Genomic DNA, 17,462 nt, shown 5'->3' on the forward strand with positions numbered 1-17,462 from the left:
CGGCGAGCAGCCGACGCATCCGATATTCGCCTCAAGCCGGGAAGCCGCTGGAGCAGCGCGCATCTAGGCCCAAGGTAGTACGCTGACGAATGATACCACAGGAATCTGGCTTCACTATACCTGCACGTACGCAGCGAAATCAGAGCCCGGCGATTCGCGCGGCATGGCTTCGCGCGGATCGCTACCGGCCCAGCAGGAACTCGAATGCGCGCATCCTCGCATCGAGATGCGTCGCCGCCCAGATGTGGGAGAGCCCGAGCGCGAACGCGGCGCTGGGGCCATCGACCTCCATGGCCGCAAGCTCTTCGAACCGGCATCCGATGCATGCGCGGAGCAGCGTGACGCAGGCGGAGTCGACGGGCTCGGCTCCGGCGACGTCGCGGGAGCACGAGGAGCACAAAAGGCCGCCCATGGATGCGGAGAAGTAGCTGAGCGCAGGGTCGCCGCATGCGACGCACGACGAGAGGTCGGGGCGATATCCGATATGGGAAAGGACCTTGAAGACGTAAGCCGCCACGAGAAGATTAAGATGGGGACCGTCCACCGGGGCGGCCCCCAGCTTCGAGAGCAAGGCGCGCGTGATCGCGAAGACGAACGGGTCGACCGCGTCCTCATAGCAGCACAGCCGAGCCACCTCGCACACCGCGGAAGCGGCGCAGAGCAGGTCGTAATCGGGCGACGCTCCCAAAGGGGCCTCGAGAAGCTCTGCCTGCGACACGATGTCGAGCGTCCTGCCATGGGCAAGCAGCATATCGCAGCAGCAGGCGAGCTCGCATCGCGCGGCGAGTCGGCTTCCGGGCTTTCGCGCGCCCTTGGCGACCGCGCGCACCTGCCGCCCATCTTGCGTGATGAGCGTCAGGATAAGGTCGGTCTCCTTGAGCTTGGTGCGTCCGAGCACGATGGCGGTCGTGCGGTAGGTGCGCGCCCCGGGCACGTCCGAGCCTCAGTCCTCAGCGTTGTAGCCGAACCGGCGAATCTCGCGCGCGTCGTCGCGCCAGCCCGGCTTGACCTTGACGTCGAGCAGAAGCAGCACCTTGCACCCGAAGATGCGTTCGAGGTCCCGGCGGGCGTCGGTGCCGATACGCTTGATCATCTCGCCGCCCTTGCCGATGATGATGCCCTTCTGCCCCTCGCGCTCCACGTAGACGGTCGCATGGATGCGCAGGAGGCGCTTATCCTGCTCAAAGGAGTCGCACAGCACGCCGACGGAATGAGGAATCTCCTCGCGCGTGCGCAGCAGGACCTTCTCGCGGACGAATTCCGCCACGAGGGTCTCATCGGTCACATCGACCCCCATGTCATCGGGAAACCATTTAGGCCCGGCGGGAAGGTAGCTCGCAACGAGCTGGATGAACTGCTCGACATTGAAGTCCTCCGTGGCCGACACCACGATCTCCTCGTCGAAATCCATGAGCTCGTGCGCGGCGGCGATCTGCGTCATGACGGCCTCGGGATTGGCGCGGTCCGCCTTCGTGACCACGAGGACCTTGACCGCCGGGGACTTCTTGACGCGCTCCGCGACCCAGGCGTCCCCGCGGCCGACGGGCTTGGTCGCGTCGATGAGGAACGCCACGACGTCCACATCGGAGAGCTCCATGAGGGCGCTGCGGTTCAGCTCGCCCCCCAGGCCGTCTTTCGGCTTGTGGATTCCCGGCGTGTCAACGAATACGAGCTGGAAGTCGTCACGGTTCACGACCGCGCGCATGCGCCTGCGGGTCGTCTGGGCGACAGGTGACTCGATCGCAACCTTCTGGCCATAGCAGGCGTTCAGAAGCGTAGACTTGCCGACGTTGGGCCTGCCGACCAACGCGACGAAACCGGAGCGGAACCCGTCACCGACAGGGGGCACCGCGCACGCCTCGTCCGCGACGCCCAACGCGTCGATCTCATCGTCGGTCATGCCGGCGAAGGGGTCGAATTCGATCATATCTTCCAAGGGGGCCTCCTCATGTGATAACGGTTCAAGCGCCTAGGCGATGAAGCCGAGCGCCCGCGCGAAGACGATGACGCCGACGACAGCGGCCGTGATGGACAGGGTGTAGACGCTGGCGGCGGCGATGTCCTTCGCGCGCTTGGCCAAGGGGTGCAACTCCTGGGTCGCGAGGTCGACGATGGCCTCCATCGCGGTGTTGCAGAGCTCGGCGAAGATGACCATGCCGCAGCACAGCGCGACAAGGCACCATTCGACCGCCGTGAGACCGATGGCGAGGCCGGCCGCGACGGCGACGACACCGGCGGCGAGCATAACCTTGATGTTGCGCTCGGTCCTGACAGCGGTCGCGAATCCCTCTATCGCGTAGCCGAACGAGCGGAGGAACGAAGGGTGGTCTGAAGAGGAACCGGGAATCATGGTCCGTATGCCTTTCCGGTCAGAGTCAGTCGTCAAGATGGCGGGTCATGGGCCCGATGCGGACGGAATGGGGATCGAGCCCGCGGTTAACGGCCAGGGTGCGCAGGACGGCGAGCTCGCCGGCCTCCATCTCATTCGCGCCCTGCTCGTCGATATGGTCGTACCCGAGCAGGTGGAACATGCCGTGGACGAGCATGAGAAGGCACTCCTCGGCAGGGGTGTTGCCGAACTCGGGGGCCTGCGACGCGATGACTCCGGGGCACAGGATGACGTCCCCGAGCTCGATCGGCTCGTCGTCCGGGACGTCATCGTCAAACGGAGAGTCGCACTCGAACGAGAGCACGTCCGTAGGGGCGTCGATTCCGCGCCAGGCCGCATTGAGCCCGCGCATCTCGTCCTCATCCACGAACGAGACGGAAACGTTGACGTCGCGGATGACGCCCTCATGGACGAGCACCGCGTTCACGGCAGCGGATACGAGCGGCCCCTCGATAAGCATGTCGAGATCGCCGTCGTTAGCGATGAGCGTCGCCATCCCCATGCTCCTTTCTAGTTCTGCGGGCCGCATCTGCGCGGCCGCACCGTTCATCATACCGCTCGTACGCCTCGACGATGCGACCGACGAGCTCATGCCGCACGACATCCGATCGATCGAGGTGCACGAAGGCGATGTCTTCGACGCCCGACAAGATGGTCTCGATATCGTAGAGGCCGCCGCGCCGGCCCACGAGGTCGCGCTGCGTGAGGTCGCCAGTCACGACGAACCGGGCGTTGAACCCGAGGCGCGTGAGAAACATCTTCATCTGCTCCGGGGTGGTGTTCTGCGCTTCGTCGAGAACGACGAAGGCATCGTTGAGCGTCCTGCCGCGCATGTAGGCGAGCGGGGCGATCTCGATCGTGCCCTCATCGAGGGCGCGCACGATCTCGTCGGCGTCCATCATGTCGTACAGGGCGTCGAGGAGCGGCCGGACATAGGGGTCGACCTTCTCCTCGAGCGTCCCGGGCAAGAAGCCCAGGCTCTCGCCCGCCTCGACGACCGGGCGCGTGAGCACGATGCGCCCGCATTCGCGACGGTGCAGCGCGGCCACGGCGAGAGCCATGGCAAGATAGGTCTTGCCCGTGCCGGCGGGACCGAAGCAGAACGAGAGCGTATGGGAGCGGATCGCCTCGACATACGCCTCCTGCCCCGAGGTCTTTGGACGGATCGAGCGACCGCGATAGGTGAGAATGCGACCGTCATGCGGTGCCGATCCGGGCGCACCGCCCCGGCGAGCGGACACCAGCTTGACCACATCGGCCGCATCGAGGGCGTCGCCTTGGGCAGCACGATTGAACAAGGTCTCGAGGCAGCGCGCGGCGAGCTCCACGGACGCGGTGGGCCCGTCAACGAGCACGCGATCGCCTCGGACCACGAGACGCGCATCGAGCTCGCGCTCCAGCGTCCGAAGCACGGCATCCCCAGCGCCGAAGGCGCGCACGCTATCGACGCCCCGGGGCACCCGCAACGCAATCGAAGAGGTGTCGGCCATGATCGCCCCCTAGCGAGACGGTCCGGCGACGGGACGCGCATGCAGGACCCCCGCCTCGTCGATGGATTCGATCTGCACCTCAAGGATGCCGGACGACGCGTCCTCGGGGACCCCGTCGACCACGACTCGGTGAAAAGAGCCGAGCGTCCCTCGGTTGCCGTACTCCAGAACGGCGCGCTCGCACGTCCCGATCCGTGAGCGCGCATCGGAGCGAGCGGAAGCAGCCACGAGATCGCGGACGGAGGCGGACCTGGACGCCATCACCTCAGGGGCGACCTGACCGGGCATGGACGCCGCCGGAGTGCCCGGTCGCGCGCTGTAGCGAAACACGTGCAGCCTCGAAAAGCCGACGCGCTCGACGAAGGAACGCGTGTCGGCAAACTCGGATTCGGTCTCGCCGGGAAACCCGACGATCAGGTCACCGGAGATGCCGCATGCCGGAACCCTGTCCCGGATGCGGGCGACGGTCTCCTCGAAGTCACGCGTCGTGTACGGACGACCCATGCGGGCAAGGGTCGCGCTGCAGCCGGACTGGACGGGAAGATGCAGGAACGGGGCGATGCGGTCGCCGTGGGCCGCCATGCAGTCGATCAGCTCATCCGTGACGTCCATCGGCTCAATGGACGAAAGGCGGATCTGAGGGATGCCCGTGCAGCCGAGGATGCTTTCGATGAGGCCCACCAATCCGACCGACGCTTCGCCCTCGGTGGCGGCGGAGTATGCGCCGAGGTTCACCCCCGTGAGCACGACCTCGGGGACCCCGGCGGCCTCGGCGGCGCGCACCTGCTCGAGGACCGCCTCGACCGGGACGCTGCGCTCGGGACCGCGGGCCTTCCATACGATGCAGTAGGTGCATCGGTTGTTGCAGCCGTCCTGGATCTTGACTCCCAGCCGGCTGCGGCCGAGGAGGCGCTCCGGGGCAAGGCAACCGGGGGAAGACGTATCGGGATCCCACGAAAGCAGCTCGCAGACGCGGTCCGCCACATCGACTTTAGACGGCTCGGCGACGACGCGCGGCGAGAGGTCGCACAGCTCGTCGGGATGGAGGTTCACGACGCACCCGGTCACCACGACGTGCGGACCGCGTGGAAGGCCCAGCGCATGGCGGACCGCCTTGCGGGTCTTGGCCTCGGCTTCACCGGTGACGGCGCAGGTGTTGATGACGACCAGATCGGCCGCGGCCTCATCGACCAGGGCGAGGCCGCATGCAGAGAGGTCTCGGCAGATCCGGTCGCTTTCGACGCGATTGACCCGGCAGCCGAGATTGACGACGGAGACGCTGGGGGTGCTCAAGATCTACCGCCTAATCAAGCATGTCATCGATGGCGTCGCGAATGCGATCGCCCACGGACTTCTTGTGCGCGACGTCGTCGCCCGAGGCCTCCGCGAAGCGCTCGAGCGCCTCGCGCTGAGCGGCGTTGAGCTTCGTGGGCACGTCGACGAGCACCCGTACGAGCAGGCGGCCGCGGACCTTCGACGATCCGGCACCGGAACGGGGCATGCCGTATCCGTCTTGGGTCACGACGTCACCGAACTGCGTCCCCGCGGGAACCGAGACCTGGACGCGCTCGCCCTCCAGGATGCCGTCGACCTCGATCTCGCAGCCGAGCGCTGCCTGGGCGATGGAGACATGCGCCTCGCACAGCAGGTCATCGCCGGATCGCGTGAAGCGCGCATGCTCCGTGACCTGGATGGTGACGATGAGGTCCCCGCAAGATGCCCCGCGGAACCCGGCCTCGCCGTATCCGCGCACGCGGAGCTGACGCCCGGTCGCGATGCCTGCCGGGATGTCGATATCGATCTTCTCGTGCGTCGGGGTGCGGCCCTGCCCGTCGCACATGTCGCACGGGTGATCGATCACCGTGCCCTCCCCCTGGCAGTCGGGGCAGGGGGAGCTCGACTGGACCTGACCGAAGATCGACCGCTGGTAGGTGGTCACGTAACCGGTTCCGTGGCAGCGGGAACACTCGACTTCCCGGGCGCCCTCGGCGGCTCCGGAACCTCCGCAGTCCTCGCACGGGGCGAGACGGTCGAAGCTGATGGTCTTCTTGCAGCCGGATGCCGCCTCCTCGAGCGAGATGGAAAGCGAGATGGCCATGTCGCGGCCCGCGCGACGCTGCTGGCTCCCGCCTCGTCCGCCTCCCGCGCCGCCGAAGAACGATGAGAAGATGTCGTCGACGCCCATGCCGCCGAAGATGTCGCTGAAATCGACGTATCCGCCGCCCATAGGGCCGTCCGCGGTGCCGTACCTATCGTAATTGGCGCGCTTCTGCTCGTCGGACAGGACGGAATACGCCTCGTTCAGCTCCTTGAACTTCCCCTCGGCGTCGGGATCGTCGGAAACGTCTGGATGGACCTGCCGCGCCTTCTTGAGAAACGACCGCTTGATGGTGCGCGCGTCGGCGTCGCGGTCGACGCCGAGAATCTCGTAGTAATCCTTTGAATCCGACACGATTGAGAACCTTCCCCGTGTATTCGACATGACCCCGCCGGCCGGCGGGCCTACTTGATATACCCAATGTGACGCAGACTAGGCGCAGGGCCTTCCCGTCGATCAATACCCGTACCCATAGGGCGCGAGCATGACCCGCTGGCTGCACGAGGCGAAGCTCGACGCGATAAGCGCGAGAAAGACCCCGTTGACCGCCCCGTTGAGCACCTGCGAGAGCGCGCGCCTCCACCATATCCCCGTCTTATGGAGGACGTCGTCGCGAACGATAAGCGCCACAGAGGAGACGAGGGGAACGAGGCACAGGAGGGTTATCAGCGAGAATACGCCCTGAACGGCCGAGAACACGAGGAACGGAACGAGGAAGCCGACCCAGTAGAACGCGCGTGCCGTGGCCGGGGAGAGGCGCTCCGCCGTCACGCGCGCGCGTCCGACGAGGTCACCGCCCTCGGCGCCGTTGGTCCCTGCATGCCCCATCGAGCTCAGCCGGACCGTGTCCCCGTCATGCGTCCCCGCGGGAAACTCGACCACCGCCTCGGTGACGACCGGAACGCGGCCGCTCCCGCCGCAGTCGGGACAAGGATCCGAGATGACGCGTCCGCTGCCCCCGCATTCGGGGCAGACGGTCTGGAAGGTGCCGGCTCCGAAGATCCCGGACAGGTCGACCTCCATCGAGCCGCGGCCGCCGCAGGAGGGGCAGGTATGCGCAGTCTCGGCGGAAACGGAACCGCTCCCCCCGCAATGGGTGCAGGACTCGTAGCGACGGTACTTGATGGCCCTCCGGACTCCGCTGCGCGCCTGCTCCGCGGTAAGCTCGACCTCGACGACGACGTCGGCCCCCGCCTCGGGGTTGTAGGCGGACCCGCCCCGGCGCCGGGCCCCGAAGCCCGAATCGAACGGGAACCCGAACGGGAACCCGAAACCCCCGCCGTACGAGCCGGAATACCCTCCCCCGTAAGGACTCGCACCGGAGCCGCCCTGCGCGCCCGCAAAGGGATTGCCCGAGCGCATGGCGTCGTAACGGGCCCGCTTCTGCTCATCGGACAGGACGGCATAGGCCTCGGAAACCTCTTTGAAGCGCTCCTCGGCATCGGGTTCCTTGTTCACGTCGGGATGAAGTTTGCGCGCCTTCTGCTGAAACGCCTTCTGGATCTCCTTTTTTGTGGCATCCTTCGAGACGCCGAGTACGGCGTAGTAGTCTTTTTCGTTCATCGAGGCCATATCGAGCGCACTCCAACCTTTCGCATACGCAGTGGGAGCCATTATATCCCGACGCAGCGAAAGACCGCCACGAGATGCCGCCGGCCAAAATATGACCCGAAACGAGGCGCGAGCAGATCCCCCATTACAGTAAGAGCCGTCCACAAGGGCGGCTCCTACACCTTCAAGGCATTACGATTGAGCCGTGTCGATGGTCGCCGACCGACCGCCCCGGATGGCCGTTTCGCCCCCCGCCCATGAACGAAAAGACGGCAAGGCGGATGTCCCGACATGCACGCAACAGGAAGCGGCAGTCGAGCGAGGGGGGCCCGCGGATGGGACGGCTGGATCGACGCCGCCCTCGATCGGAATGCGAGAGGACGCTCTACAGCGCGCCGGCGTCCAGCTTTACCTGTCGATACGTGACGCCGCAGCGGTCGAGGATGCTCTTGGAGATCAAGTTGTCCTGCGTTCCGCAATACTTGTCATCGAGGTACACGACCTCGCCGATACCGGCCTGGACAAGGGTCTTGGCGCACTCGTGACACGGGAACAGCGTCACGAACACCGTCGCTCCCGCCATATCCTTGAGCGAACCGCGGTAGTTGAGGATGGCGTTCGCCTCCGCATGGATCACGTAGTTGTGCTTATCGAGCAGCGGGTCGTCGGTCGATTCCCATGGAAAGTCATCATCGTCCAAACCGGCGGGGGTGCCGTTGTAGCCAACGGAGAGAATCCTGTTGTTGGTATCGGCGATGCAGGCGCCCACCTGGGTATTAGGATCCTTGCTGCGCAGCGACGCGGCGACGGCGGCGCGCATGAAGAACTCGTCCCAACTGATGACATCCTCGCGTTTTCCAGGCATGACGGCTCCTTTCCGTTGCGCATAGCATGGCGCAAGCGCGTCTCGCGCGCAAGGCCCGCACACGGAAACGCGAGCGGGATCCAGCCCTTGAAACCGGGATGCGTCAAGCGAGGTCCCAGAAAAGTCCGAACAGCTCGTTTCCCTCAAGCCACCCGCGGCGCGTGGGCACCAGGCTTCCCCCCTCCCAGCGCGCGAGACCCGAGGCGACCGCACGGTCGACTGCATCCCGCAACGCGGGCGCGGACACCGTGCGCGCAGCGCGCCCCAAAAGCGCCGGCGGTATGCCGTCGACCATGCGGCAGGCGAGCATCAGGTCCTCGGCGAGCGCCTCTCGACACGTCAGCTCCTCGCGCTCGAAGCGGAGACCCTCGTCGTCGAGCTGTCGCGTGCGAATCCTGCCCTCAGCGCCAAGGTCGAGCATTCCGGCGGCGGACCGGCCGAGACCGAGGTAGCTCACCCCGGTCCAATAGGCGATGTTGTGGCGGCACCGATGCCCCGGCAGCGCGTAGCTCGCCACCTCATAGCGGCGATATCCCGAAGAAGACAGGATATCGGACGCGATCTCCATGCAAGCGGCTTGGAAATCCTCGTCAGGCACCATGACGCCGCCCGATCGCTCAAGGGCCTCAAGGGGGGTCCCCTCCTCCAGCTGCAAGGGATAGACCGAGATGTGGTCGGGCGCCTCGGGAGCCGCAAGGACGTGCTCAAGGGTCGAGCGCCAGGATTCAACAGTCTGGCCGGGAAGCCCGCACATCAGGTCGCAGGACACGGACATCCCGGCCCTCTTGGCCGCAGCGATGGCGGCAAGTGCCTGCCCGGGCCCATGGATGCGGCCGATGGCCGCAAGCTCGTCGGGAACGAGCGACTGCACGCCGATCGACACGCGCGACACGCCGGCCTGGCGGAGCTTACGGGAAAGGAGATCCGTGAACGATTCGGGATTCGCTTCACAGGTGAACTCAGAGGGGTCGCAATATGTGCGCACGGCGCGCACGAGCTCGACCAAGCCGTCACCGGCCAGCGAAGGCGTCCCGCCGCCTATATAGACGGTCTCGATTTCGGAGAGCTCCGAATCGGCCCCGCACGCGTGCACCTGATCGATCAGGCGCTCTACATAGCGGTCCAGGGCCTCGTGCGATGATCCGCACGCGCTCGAGTCGAAATCACAGTACAGGCACTTCGATCTGCAAAACGGAATATGAAGGTAGAGGGCTCGATATCCCATGGCCGAAGCCTCGCTAGCCCTCGCGGGCACCGGGGAAGCCCGGCACGGCCTCGCCGTTTCGCACAAGCTCCTGGCAACGGGCGACATCCGCCTCGATCTCGTCGACCAGGTCCATGAAGTCCTCGAACTCGCTGCATGCCACCACGCGCCCGCGCCACCCCGCGGCATGCGGCATGCCCTTCAGATACCAAGTGGCGAAGGTGCGGGCCCGCGCCATATGCGCATCGTGCTCGTGCAGCAGGCGCAGATGCTCGCGCAGGGCATCAAGGCGCTCGAAGGCGCCTCGAACCGGGACGGCGGCACCCTCCTGGGCAAGCGCGCGAGCGTCTTCGAAGACCCAAGGGTTGCCGTAGGTCCCCCGCGCGACGAAGACGGCAGACGCCGCCGTCTGCTCGAGCATCCGGCACGCATCCTCCGCGGAGAACACGTCTCCTGAGCCGATAACGGGAACCGAGACGCGGTCGGCCACCGCATCGATCACCGACCAGTCGGCATTCCCGGAGTAGAGCTGGCCCGCGGACCTGCCGTGCACCGCAACCGCGGAGGCGCCGGCCTGTTCCATGCGGGCGGCGAAATCCGGGGCGAGCAGGCGACCGCTCTTGAAGTCCTTGCGCATCTTGACCGTGATGGGGACATGGGCGCGGCCGGCGCACGCCCTGACGATGTCCTCCGCCAGGTCCGGGCGCTCCATGAGCGCCGATCCCTCCCCCTTCGAGATGACCTTCCGGGCGGGGCACGCCATATTGATGTCGATGAGGACGAGCTTATCGCCCACGCGCCGCTCGACGGCCTCGACTGCGGCCGCGAACTGGTCGGGCTTAGACCCAAACAGCTGGACGCACACGTCCGGCTCATCATCGGCGGGCATGACGAGCTCCCAGGTCTTCTCGCTTGCGTACGCGAGGCCGGCGACCGAGACCATCTCGCTATATGCCGTGCGGGCTCCGTGCCGCCGGCACATGATCCGGTACGCGGCGTCGGTCACACCGGCCATGGGGGCGAGCAGAAACGGCTGCTCCGAGAAGCGGGTTCGCAACTCATCTGCATAGGGTGAAAGAGCCACGGCACTCCATTCGAAACAAGGGGCCCGCAGGATCAAATCCTGCGGGCCCGAACGATACGGCACGGACGAGCGCAAGATGCAGCGGTCGCGCTCTTAAGCCCCGATACGCGATCCGGGCGCGCCCGGAGAACCCGAGGCGCTACTCGTCAACCTTGAGGATGGCCAGGAACGCCTCTTGGGGAACCTCGACGGAGCCGATCGCCTTCATGCGCTTCTTGCCCTCTTTCTGCTTCTCGAGCAGCTTGCGCTTGCGGGAGATATCGCCGCCGTAGCACTTAGCGAGAACATCCTTGCGACGCGCCTTCACGGTGGAGCGCGCGATGATCTTGTTGCCGATGGCACCTTGGATGGGGACCTCGAACAGCTGGCGCGGGATGATCTCCTTCAGCTTGTCGCACAGCCCGCGAGCGAGCCCGTACGCCTTGTCCTTGTGGACGATGAACGAGAGGGCGTCCACGTCATCGCCGGACAGCAGGATATCGAGCTTCACGAGTTCGCTGACCCGGTACTCGGAGAATTCGTAATCGAGCGATGCGTATCCCTTGGTGCGACTCTTAAGCTGATCGAAGAAATCGAGAATAAGCTCGGCGAGGGGCATATCGAATCGCATCTCGACGCTCTTCTGCGACAGATGGATCATGTCGGTGGTGACGCCGCGGTGATCGATGGCGAGCTGCATGACGGCGCCGGTGTACTCGGGCGGGACGATGACCTTCGCCTTGAGGTACGGCTCCTCGATACGGTCGATGCGCGTGGCCTCGGGAAGATCCTGGGGGCTCCGCACGCACACCATCTCGCCATCCGTCTTATAGACGTGGTAGTCGACGCTGGGGCTCGTGGCGATGAGAGCAAGACCGAACTCGCGCTCGAGGCGCTCCTTGACGACCTCCATGTGAAGCAGCCCGAGGAACCCGACGCGAAAACCGAAACCGAGCGCGACCGAGGTCTCGGGCGACCACACGAGCGACGGGTCGTTCACATGGAGCTTCTCGAGCGCATCGCGCAGGTTCTCGTAGTCCTTGTTGTCGATCGGGAACAGACCGGTATAGACCATGGGCTTGGCCTCGCGGTAACCGGGCAGGGGCTCGGCGCAGGGGCGCGCGGCATCCGTAAGCGTATCGCCCACGTGCACGGCCTCGGGATCCTTGAGGCCTGTCACGACGAATCCGACCTCTCCGACACCGATGGCGTCGACCGGCGTCTCGGCGGGGCGCTTGACGCCCACGCCGTCGACGAGAAAGTCCTCTCCCCCCTGCATCATGCGCAGGCTCTGCCCCTTCTTGATGCAGCCGTCGAACACGCGGACCGTGGCGACGACCCCGCGGTACTCATCGAAATACGAGTCGAGGATCAGGGCCTTGAGCGGCTCGTCCGCATCCCCCCGGGGAGGCGACACGAGAAAGACGATCGCCTCGAGCAGATCGTGGATGCCCTCGCCCGTCTTACCGGAGACGCACACGGCATCGTCCGCCGGGATGGCGAGCTCGTCCTCGATCTCCTCCTTCACCTCTTCGGGATGAGCGGAGGGCAGGTCGATCTTGTTGATCGCGGGGACGATATCCAGGTCCGCATTCATGGCGAGGCTGGCATTGGAGACGGTCTGCGCCTCGACGCCCTGCGTCGCATCGACCACGAGCACGGCGCCTTCGCATGCGGCGAGGCTTCGGCTGACCTCATAGGTGAAGTCGACGTGCCCGGGGGTATCGATCAGGTTGAACTGATAGGTCTCCCCGTCGTCAGCGTCGTACATGACGCGGACGGCGTTGGATTTGATGGTGATGCCGCGCTCGCGCTCGATATCCATCGTATCGAGCAGCTGCGAAGCCATGTCGCGCTCCTCGACGGTCCGGGTGAGCTCGAGAATGCGATCGGATATGGTGGACTTCCCGTGGTCGATGTGCGCCACGATGGAGAAGTTCCTGATGTGAGAAGTGTCTATAGTATTCATGAGCGCTATGATAGCGCAGAATCCTTGCGCGAAGCGACCCCGCACATCATGTGTACGACATGAGATTCACGTCTAATCCATAGGGTTCTCTCTTTTCTCGGCCCGCGACGCGTGCTATACTCCCCTGACTGTATGACCTCAACCGTGTCTCAGAGGCCGGATAGTAAGGCTTTTTGTAAGAATTCGAAAGGAAACCTACCAGTGGCAAACATCAAGTCTCAGAAGAAGCGCATCCGTACCAATGAGATCGCTCGCGTCCGCAACAAGGCGATTCGCTCAGAGCTCAAGACCGTGATCAAGCACGTCCACGCCGCCGTCGAGGCTGGCGACAAGGCTGCTGCGGCCGCCGCCGCCACCACCGCCTACCGCAAGCTCGACAAGGCCGTCGCCAAGGGCGTCATCCACAAGAACCAGGCTTCCAACCGCAAGTCCGGCATCCAGAAGCTGGTCAACGGCATCAACTAACTTCGCGTTATCGCGTTGTTTCAAATCCCCGCCTTCGGGCGGGGATTTTTGTATGTATCGGCTTCGTTCAAATGGAAGCCCTGCATTCAGCACCCGCACCCCACGCATGCGGAGGACACGGCAAAGCTCATCTTCGTCGCGCGATGCCCTCACGGGCAGTCTTTGGCACCGAGCGCATCTAGCGCGAAGGCCGGGTTGAGCGTCGGCATAGCGAGATGATCCAGAGGCGCAGCGCGAGCTGGGAGTCCTTAGACCCCTTGAGGGCGGCCTCGACGTCAACCGCATCCGACAACGCGCCGACAAGCTCATCCATCCGCCACGTTCGCGACCAGGCGAGATGGTTTTTCACCTGCCAGGATTGCACGCCCAGCGTATGCGCAAGCTCCGAACCCGCTCCCCGCGCATCGAGGGAACGCGCGACGATCAGCTCGCGAAGTCGCGTGACGAGCAGCGAAAACAGCCGAATCTCGCTGCGCTCGGGCTGCAGGGACAGAAGCTCGAGCGCCCGAACCATATCGCGCGCGGAAACGGCGTTCAAAAGATCCCAGGGCTTGACCTCAGCCGTCCGAACCACAAGCCGCTCGACGTCAGCCAGCGTGATCTCGGGCCCCTCGACCATCTGGGCAAGACGGACCAACTCGTTGTCGAGCATGCGGCTCGACTCCCCGGCGCGTGATACGAGGGCCTCGGCGGCGGGCAGGCCCATGGTCTTGCCATGATGGCGCGCCATGCCGACAACCTGTTTCGGCATCTCCCATGCCTTCTTCGGCGCGCAGTCGATGACCGCCTTCGCCCCAACCTTGGCAACCGCCTTGTATAGCCTCGTATTCTTTGCGAGCGAATTGGCGACCAGCAGGCACACCGTAGTCGGTGCAGGGGACGCAAGGTACTCGACCAGCAGTTCGCTTACCGCCTTGGGAAGCTTGTCGCATCCATCAAGGATGACGAGGCGAAACTCGGATCCCATCGGATAGGTGTTGAGCGATGCGATGATGTCATCGATCGCCGGATCCTTCGTCATGTCGCGCTCGTCCAGGTTGAACGCCGCCATCCCGCTCTCTTCGAGCCGGGCGCGCATCTTGGAAACGGCGTGCGACCGCTTGTACTCGTCGGCTCCGACGATAAGATATGCGGGCAGAAGCTCGGCCTTCGACATGGATGCTCCTAGAAAATCGGGGACCACCATTCTACCTCGCCCAGCGCCGCCATGAAACGCGCGGCCCCGCCGTGTCCGGCGCGACCGTGATATCGCCGACCGCCGCGGTGCAAAGGGTCTCGACGCCGTGGCGTCGAAGCGTTGCCAGACATTCGTCGTCCGGATGGCCGTACGGGTTGTCCTCCCCCGCGCTGGCGATAGCCACCTCGGGGTCCAGGGCTTCGAGCAGGGCGCCATCGACCGAATCGCGTGAACCGTGATGGCCGAGCTTGAGGACATCGATGTTCCCCGCAGCCTCGATGACCTGATTGGTCTGCGGGGCCTCCGCATCTCCGCACAGAAGCATGCGGTACCCCGCAGCGCCACCATGGTACTCAAGCGCGAGGACGATCGAATCGGCGTTCTCATCTCCCGACACCGGCATCAAGGGCCAGAGCGCCGTCGCAACGTACCGGCCGCACGCGAGCGCATCACCGCGCCGCAGCTCAACGACGGGCCCACGATATGCGCGCTCGATATCCGCCGGCATGGACGAGGCGGCGCCCTCCGCCACCACAAGCCTTTCGACCGACACGGTGCGCAGCAAGGTATCGAGTCCTCCGCAGTGGTCGCGATCCCAATGGGTGATGACCACCGCGTCAAGAACATAGACGTGGTTGCGCGCGAGCGCTCGTGCACACTTTTCGTCGACACCCGCATCGATGAGAACGGAAGAAGAACCGTCGCGTATCAAGATGGCATCCGCCTGCCCAACATCCATGACCACGACTTGCGGCGGGGCTAATCGCGTCCACAGCAACCCCCACATCATCGTAAGCGCTGCGCAGGCAAGCGCCCCTGCACGCACCCGACTCCCCCGAGCGAAACGCCAACGCATGTAGACGACCGCCGCCGCGCCGTACAACGGCAGCGCGATCCACGAGCCCGCCTCGACTCCGATGCACGCGGCGGGAACCCGTGAAAGCAGCTCCGCGGCAAAGAGCGCGATGCGCGCGAGCGCGACCGCCAGACAACCGGCATCTTGAAACACGGGCGCGAAGGCAGCAAGGGGAAAGGCTGCGATTCCCGCTGCAAGCACCCCATTCATCACCGGGGCCACGATAAGATTGGCCAATGGTGCCACGAGCGACAACTCACCGAAGACGGGAAGCGTTATCGGAATCGTCGCCCATTGGGCGCACAGCGTGCACGACAACGCCTCACTCAGGCCCTCGGGAAGACCGGCGGACAAAAGATGCCATCGGACGTACCCCGAATACAAGCCAAGGAACAGCACGCTCAGGGCGCTGAGCTGAAACCCCATATCGAACACGCAGGCCGGGTCCGCAACGGCCATGCAAATAACCGCGATCGATAATCCGGAAATGCCATGCGGGCGGCGGCCGCCAACGGAAGCAGCGGATGACGTCAGCACCATCGCCGCCGAGCGGACCGCAGAGGGCGCGCAGCCGGTAAGCGCGGCGTACGAACAGCAGACGACGGCGAGCAGGGAGATGCGGAGCGGACGACGAAGGCGCATCGCGGTGAGCATGCGCTGAAGAAAGGATGAGATAAGGACCAGATGGCCACCGGAGACCGCGACGAGGTGACTCAGCCCGCATACTGAAAACACCTCGGATGCCTCGCTGCCCGACAGGTACGTCGTGTTCCCGCACACGATGCCCGCACATAGAGCCCGAGCATCGTCGCGCTGCGGCTCGATGACGGCGAGCACGGTCGACCGAAGCGAATCGAGCAAGGAGGCATCCATGCGCTCGACCGTGAAGCGGCGAACGGAGACGACACCGACCTCGCCGCGCACGAACCTCGACCGTCCCCACGCGCTGTCGGGAAGCTCCTCAAGCGACCCATAGAGCCGTACCACCGAGCCGCGCGAGAGCTCATCTGACGACGAGATGCGGAGCCGCACCGCGCCTTCCGGAGCATCGTTGACGACACCGCTCGCCGACCACCCCGTCGCGGACTTGGCGGCATCGCCGGAAACGGCGATCGAAAGAGGCATGGACAGGTGGGCACGGGCGCTTCGCGACGCATCCATGCGCACAAGCCAACCCGTGCTCGCGAGCGCAGCGAGCGCACATCCCGCCGCCATGAAGCGAAGGATCGAGGCCGATGCGGCAAAGGAGGCGGCGGGCCCGGTCGATGACAAGCGCCACGCAGCCGCCGCGAACAGGCAGGAAAGCACGGCGACGCACGCCAGGCGCCGTACATCAACAAGCGAAGCGGCCCCCTCGAGATAGGCGACCCATCCCCCATCGATCACATAGGCGCAGGAGCCGACCATGGCCGCAGCGGCAAGAGCGGCCGGAGGGAGAAGGGGCCGAACGGGAACTCCGTCCTCGCCCCTCATATGCATACGAGATCCCTGAGGCGCTCCAGCTTCTTCTCGCCGATGCCGCTGACACGCAGCAAATCGTCCACGGAGGCATACGGGCCGTTTGCCGTGCGCTCCTCCACGATGGCGGCGGCGGTCGCCGGCCCCACACCGGGCAGCTCGTCCAATTCAGCCTCGGAGGCAGAATTGATATTGGTGCGCGATGCCGCGCCTGCGCCCGCGTCCGACACGACCCCGGCGGCAGGCGCCTTATCACCGCGCGCGGGCACATGCACCTTGGACCCATCGGCGACCGTACTCGCTTGGTTGATTCCGGAGGTGTCGGCATCGTCGCGCAAGCCGCCCGCGGCCTCGATCGCATCGCGCACCCGCGCATCAGACGCCAGCTCGTACACACCCGGCGCGAGCACGGCACCGTCTACGTCGACAAGTATCGGACTCGCATCCGCCTTGCCGGCAGCGCTCGAGGTCGACGACGCATGAGGTGAATCGGTTCCGTCATCTTCAGCCCCGGGACCGTCATCTGCGGCACCCGAGGCCTGATCCCCAGATTCAGCTTGATCATCAAGCGCCTCGCTGCGGACGATCGAGAACGAAGCGTCCCCGTCCGCCTGAACCGCCCCGAAGACACAGGCGCAGATACAAGTTGCGAACAGCAGCAGGGCGAGCACGACGCGGGAAGGGTCCCCGAACGAAGCGCGCAGCGAGGACACGATGCCGGATGTCCTATCGAGTCGTTGAACCATGCCGATCACCTCCTCCCCCCATCCTGAAGGATTGGATCGGAGGTCGGGGGCCGCGGACAAAATTCCCGAAGGCCACCTAACGAATATGGTCATGCGACCTTGCAGGGTAAGCAAGATTCTGGCAAGCATGC

The 17,462-nt window shown here is 65.2% G+C and carries 16 protein-coding genes; 1 reads left to right on the forward strand and 15 read right to left on the reverse strand.

Annotated elements, in window-relative coordinates; all coding sequences use genetic code 11:
* Positions 1–181: 181 nt before the first annotated feature.
* The 12 genes from recO to lepA form a co-directional block, all read right to left on the reverse strand.
* Entirely contained in the window at positions 182–934 is a 753-nt protein-coding gene (recO, locus tag BQ7355_RS07100; protein WP_072415552.1) for a DNA repair protein RecO, read from the reverse strand.
* A gap of 9 nt (positions 935–943) precedes the next feature.
* On the reverse strand, positions 944–1,927 hold the full coding sequence (gene era, locus BQ7355_RS07105; RefSeq protein WP_072415553.1) for a GTPase Era: 984 nt from the start codon (positions 1,925–1,927) through the stop codon (positions 944–946).
* A gap of 42 nt (positions 1,928–1,969) precedes the next feature.
* Positions 1,970–2,350: a diacylglycerol kinase family protein gene (locus tag BQ7355_RS07110; RefSeq protein ID WP_072415554.1), complete on the reverse strand. Its 381-nt coding sequence runs from the start codon at positions 2,348–2,350 to the stop codon at positions 1,970–1,972.
* A gap of 25 nt (positions 2,351–2,375) precedes the next feature.
* The gene (gene ybeY / locus BQ7355_RS07115; protein ID WP_072415555.1) at positions 2,376–2,885 is read right to left on the reverse strand and encodes an rRNA maturation RNase YbeY; all 510 of its coding nucleotides are present in this window, start codon (positions 2,883–2,885) and stop codon (positions 2,376–2,378) included.
* Positions 2,866–3,879 (reverse strand): PhoH family protein, encoded by a 1,014-nt coding sequence (locus BQ7355_RS07120; protein ID WP_072415556.1) that lies wholly within the window; start codon positions 3,877–3,879, stop codon positions 2,866–2,868. Before BQ7355_RS07120 ends, ybeY begins: the two co-directional genes overlap by 20 nt.
* Positions 3,880–3,888: 9 nt before the next feature.
* Positions 3,889–5,172 carry a MiaB/RimO family radical SAM methylthiotransferase gene (locus tag BQ7355_RS07125; RefSeq protein ID WP_072415557.1) on the reverse strand — a complete coding sequence of 428 codons (1,284 nt, stop codon included), beginning with the start codon at positions 5,170–5,172 and terminating at the stop codon, positions 3,889–3,891.
* A gap of 10 nt (positions 5,173–5,182) precedes the next feature.
* Complete coding sequence (gene dnaJ / locus BQ7355_RS07130; RefSeq protein ID WP_143761782.1) at positions 5,183–6,331, reverse strand: molecular chaperone DnaJ; 1,149 nt, start codon at positions 6,329–6,331, stop codon at positions 5,183–5,185.
* A 102-nt stretch (positions 6,332–6,433) separates the two neighbouring features.
* Positions 6,434–7,549 (reverse strand): DnaJ domain-containing protein, encoded by a 1,116-nt coding sequence (locus BQ7355_RS07135; protein ID WP_072415559.1) that lies wholly within the window; start codon positions 7,547–7,549, stop codon positions 6,434–6,436.
* Between the two features lie 364 nt (positions 7,550–7,913).
* The gene (locus tag BQ7355_RS07140; RefSeq protein WP_072415560.1) at positions 7,914–8,393 is read right to left on the reverse strand and encodes a deoxycytidylate deaminase; all 480 of its coding nucleotides are present in this window, start codon (positions 8,391–8,393) and stop codon (positions 7,914–7,916) included.
* Positions 8,394–8,496: 103 nt separating this feature from the next.
* Positions 8,497–9,618, reverse strand: coding sequence for a radical SAM family heme chaperone HemW (hemW, locus tag BQ7355_RS07145; RefSeq protein ID WP_072415561.1), 1,122 nt, complete (start codon positions 9,616–9,618; stop codon positions 8,497–8,499).
* Positions 9,619–9,631: 13 nt separating this feature from the next.
* Positions 9,632–10,681: a tRNA dihydrouridine synthase gene (locus tag BQ7355_RS07150; protein ID WP_420806552.1), complete on the reverse strand. Its 1,050-nt coding sequence runs from the start codon at positions 10,679–10,681 to the stop codon at positions 9,632–9,634.
* 139 nt (positions 10,682–10,820) lie between these two features.
* Positions 10,821–12,629: a translation elongation factor 4 gene (gene lepA / locus BQ7355_RS07155; protein ID WP_072415562.1), complete on the reverse strand. Its 1,809-nt coding sequence runs from the start codon at positions 12,627–12,629 to the stop codon at positions 10,821–10,823.
* Positions 12,630–12,830: 201 nt separating this feature from the next.
* On the opposite strand from lepA, the gene rpsT reads away from it, so the two are divergent.
* Entirely contained in the window at positions 12,831–13,094 is a 264-nt protein-coding gene (rpsT, locus tag BQ7355_RS07160) for a 30S ribosomal protein S20 (protein WP_072415563.1), read from the forward strand.
* Positions 13,095–13,272: 178 nt separating this feature from the next.
* On the opposite strand, the gene holA is transcribed toward rpsT, so the two are convergent.
* The 3 genes from holA to BQ7355_RS07175 are packed head-to-tail and all read right to left on the reverse strand — an operon-like array spanning position 13,273 to position 17,331.
* Complete coding sequence (gene holA, locus BQ7355_RS07165; RefSeq protein ID WP_072415564.1) at positions 13,273–14,250, reverse strand: DNA polymerase III subunit delta; 978 nt, start codon at positions 14,248–14,250, stop codon at positions 13,273–13,275.
* Positions 14,251–14,281: 31 nt separating this feature from the next.
* Entirely contained in the window at positions 14,282–16,606 is a 2,325-nt protein-coding gene (locus tag BQ7355_RS07170; protein WP_083581635.1) for a DNA internalization-related competence protein ComEC/Rec2, read from the reverse strand.
* Complete coding sequence (locus BQ7355_RS07175; RefSeq protein WP_072415566.1) at positions 16,597–17,331, reverse strand: ComEA family DNA-binding protein; 735 nt, start codon at positions 17,329–17,331, stop codon at positions 16,597–16,599. Before BQ7355_RS07175 ends, BQ7355_RS07170 begins: the two co-directional genes overlap by 10 nt.
* Positions 17,332–17,462 lie beyond the last annotated feature (131 nt).

Origin of the sequence: Collinsella phocaeensis (assembly GCF_900119895.1) — a bacterium.
In the GTDB taxonomy this organism is placed as follows: Bacteria; Actinomycetota; Coriobacteriia; order Coriobacteriales; family Coriobacteriaceae; genus Collinsella; species Collinsella phocaeensis.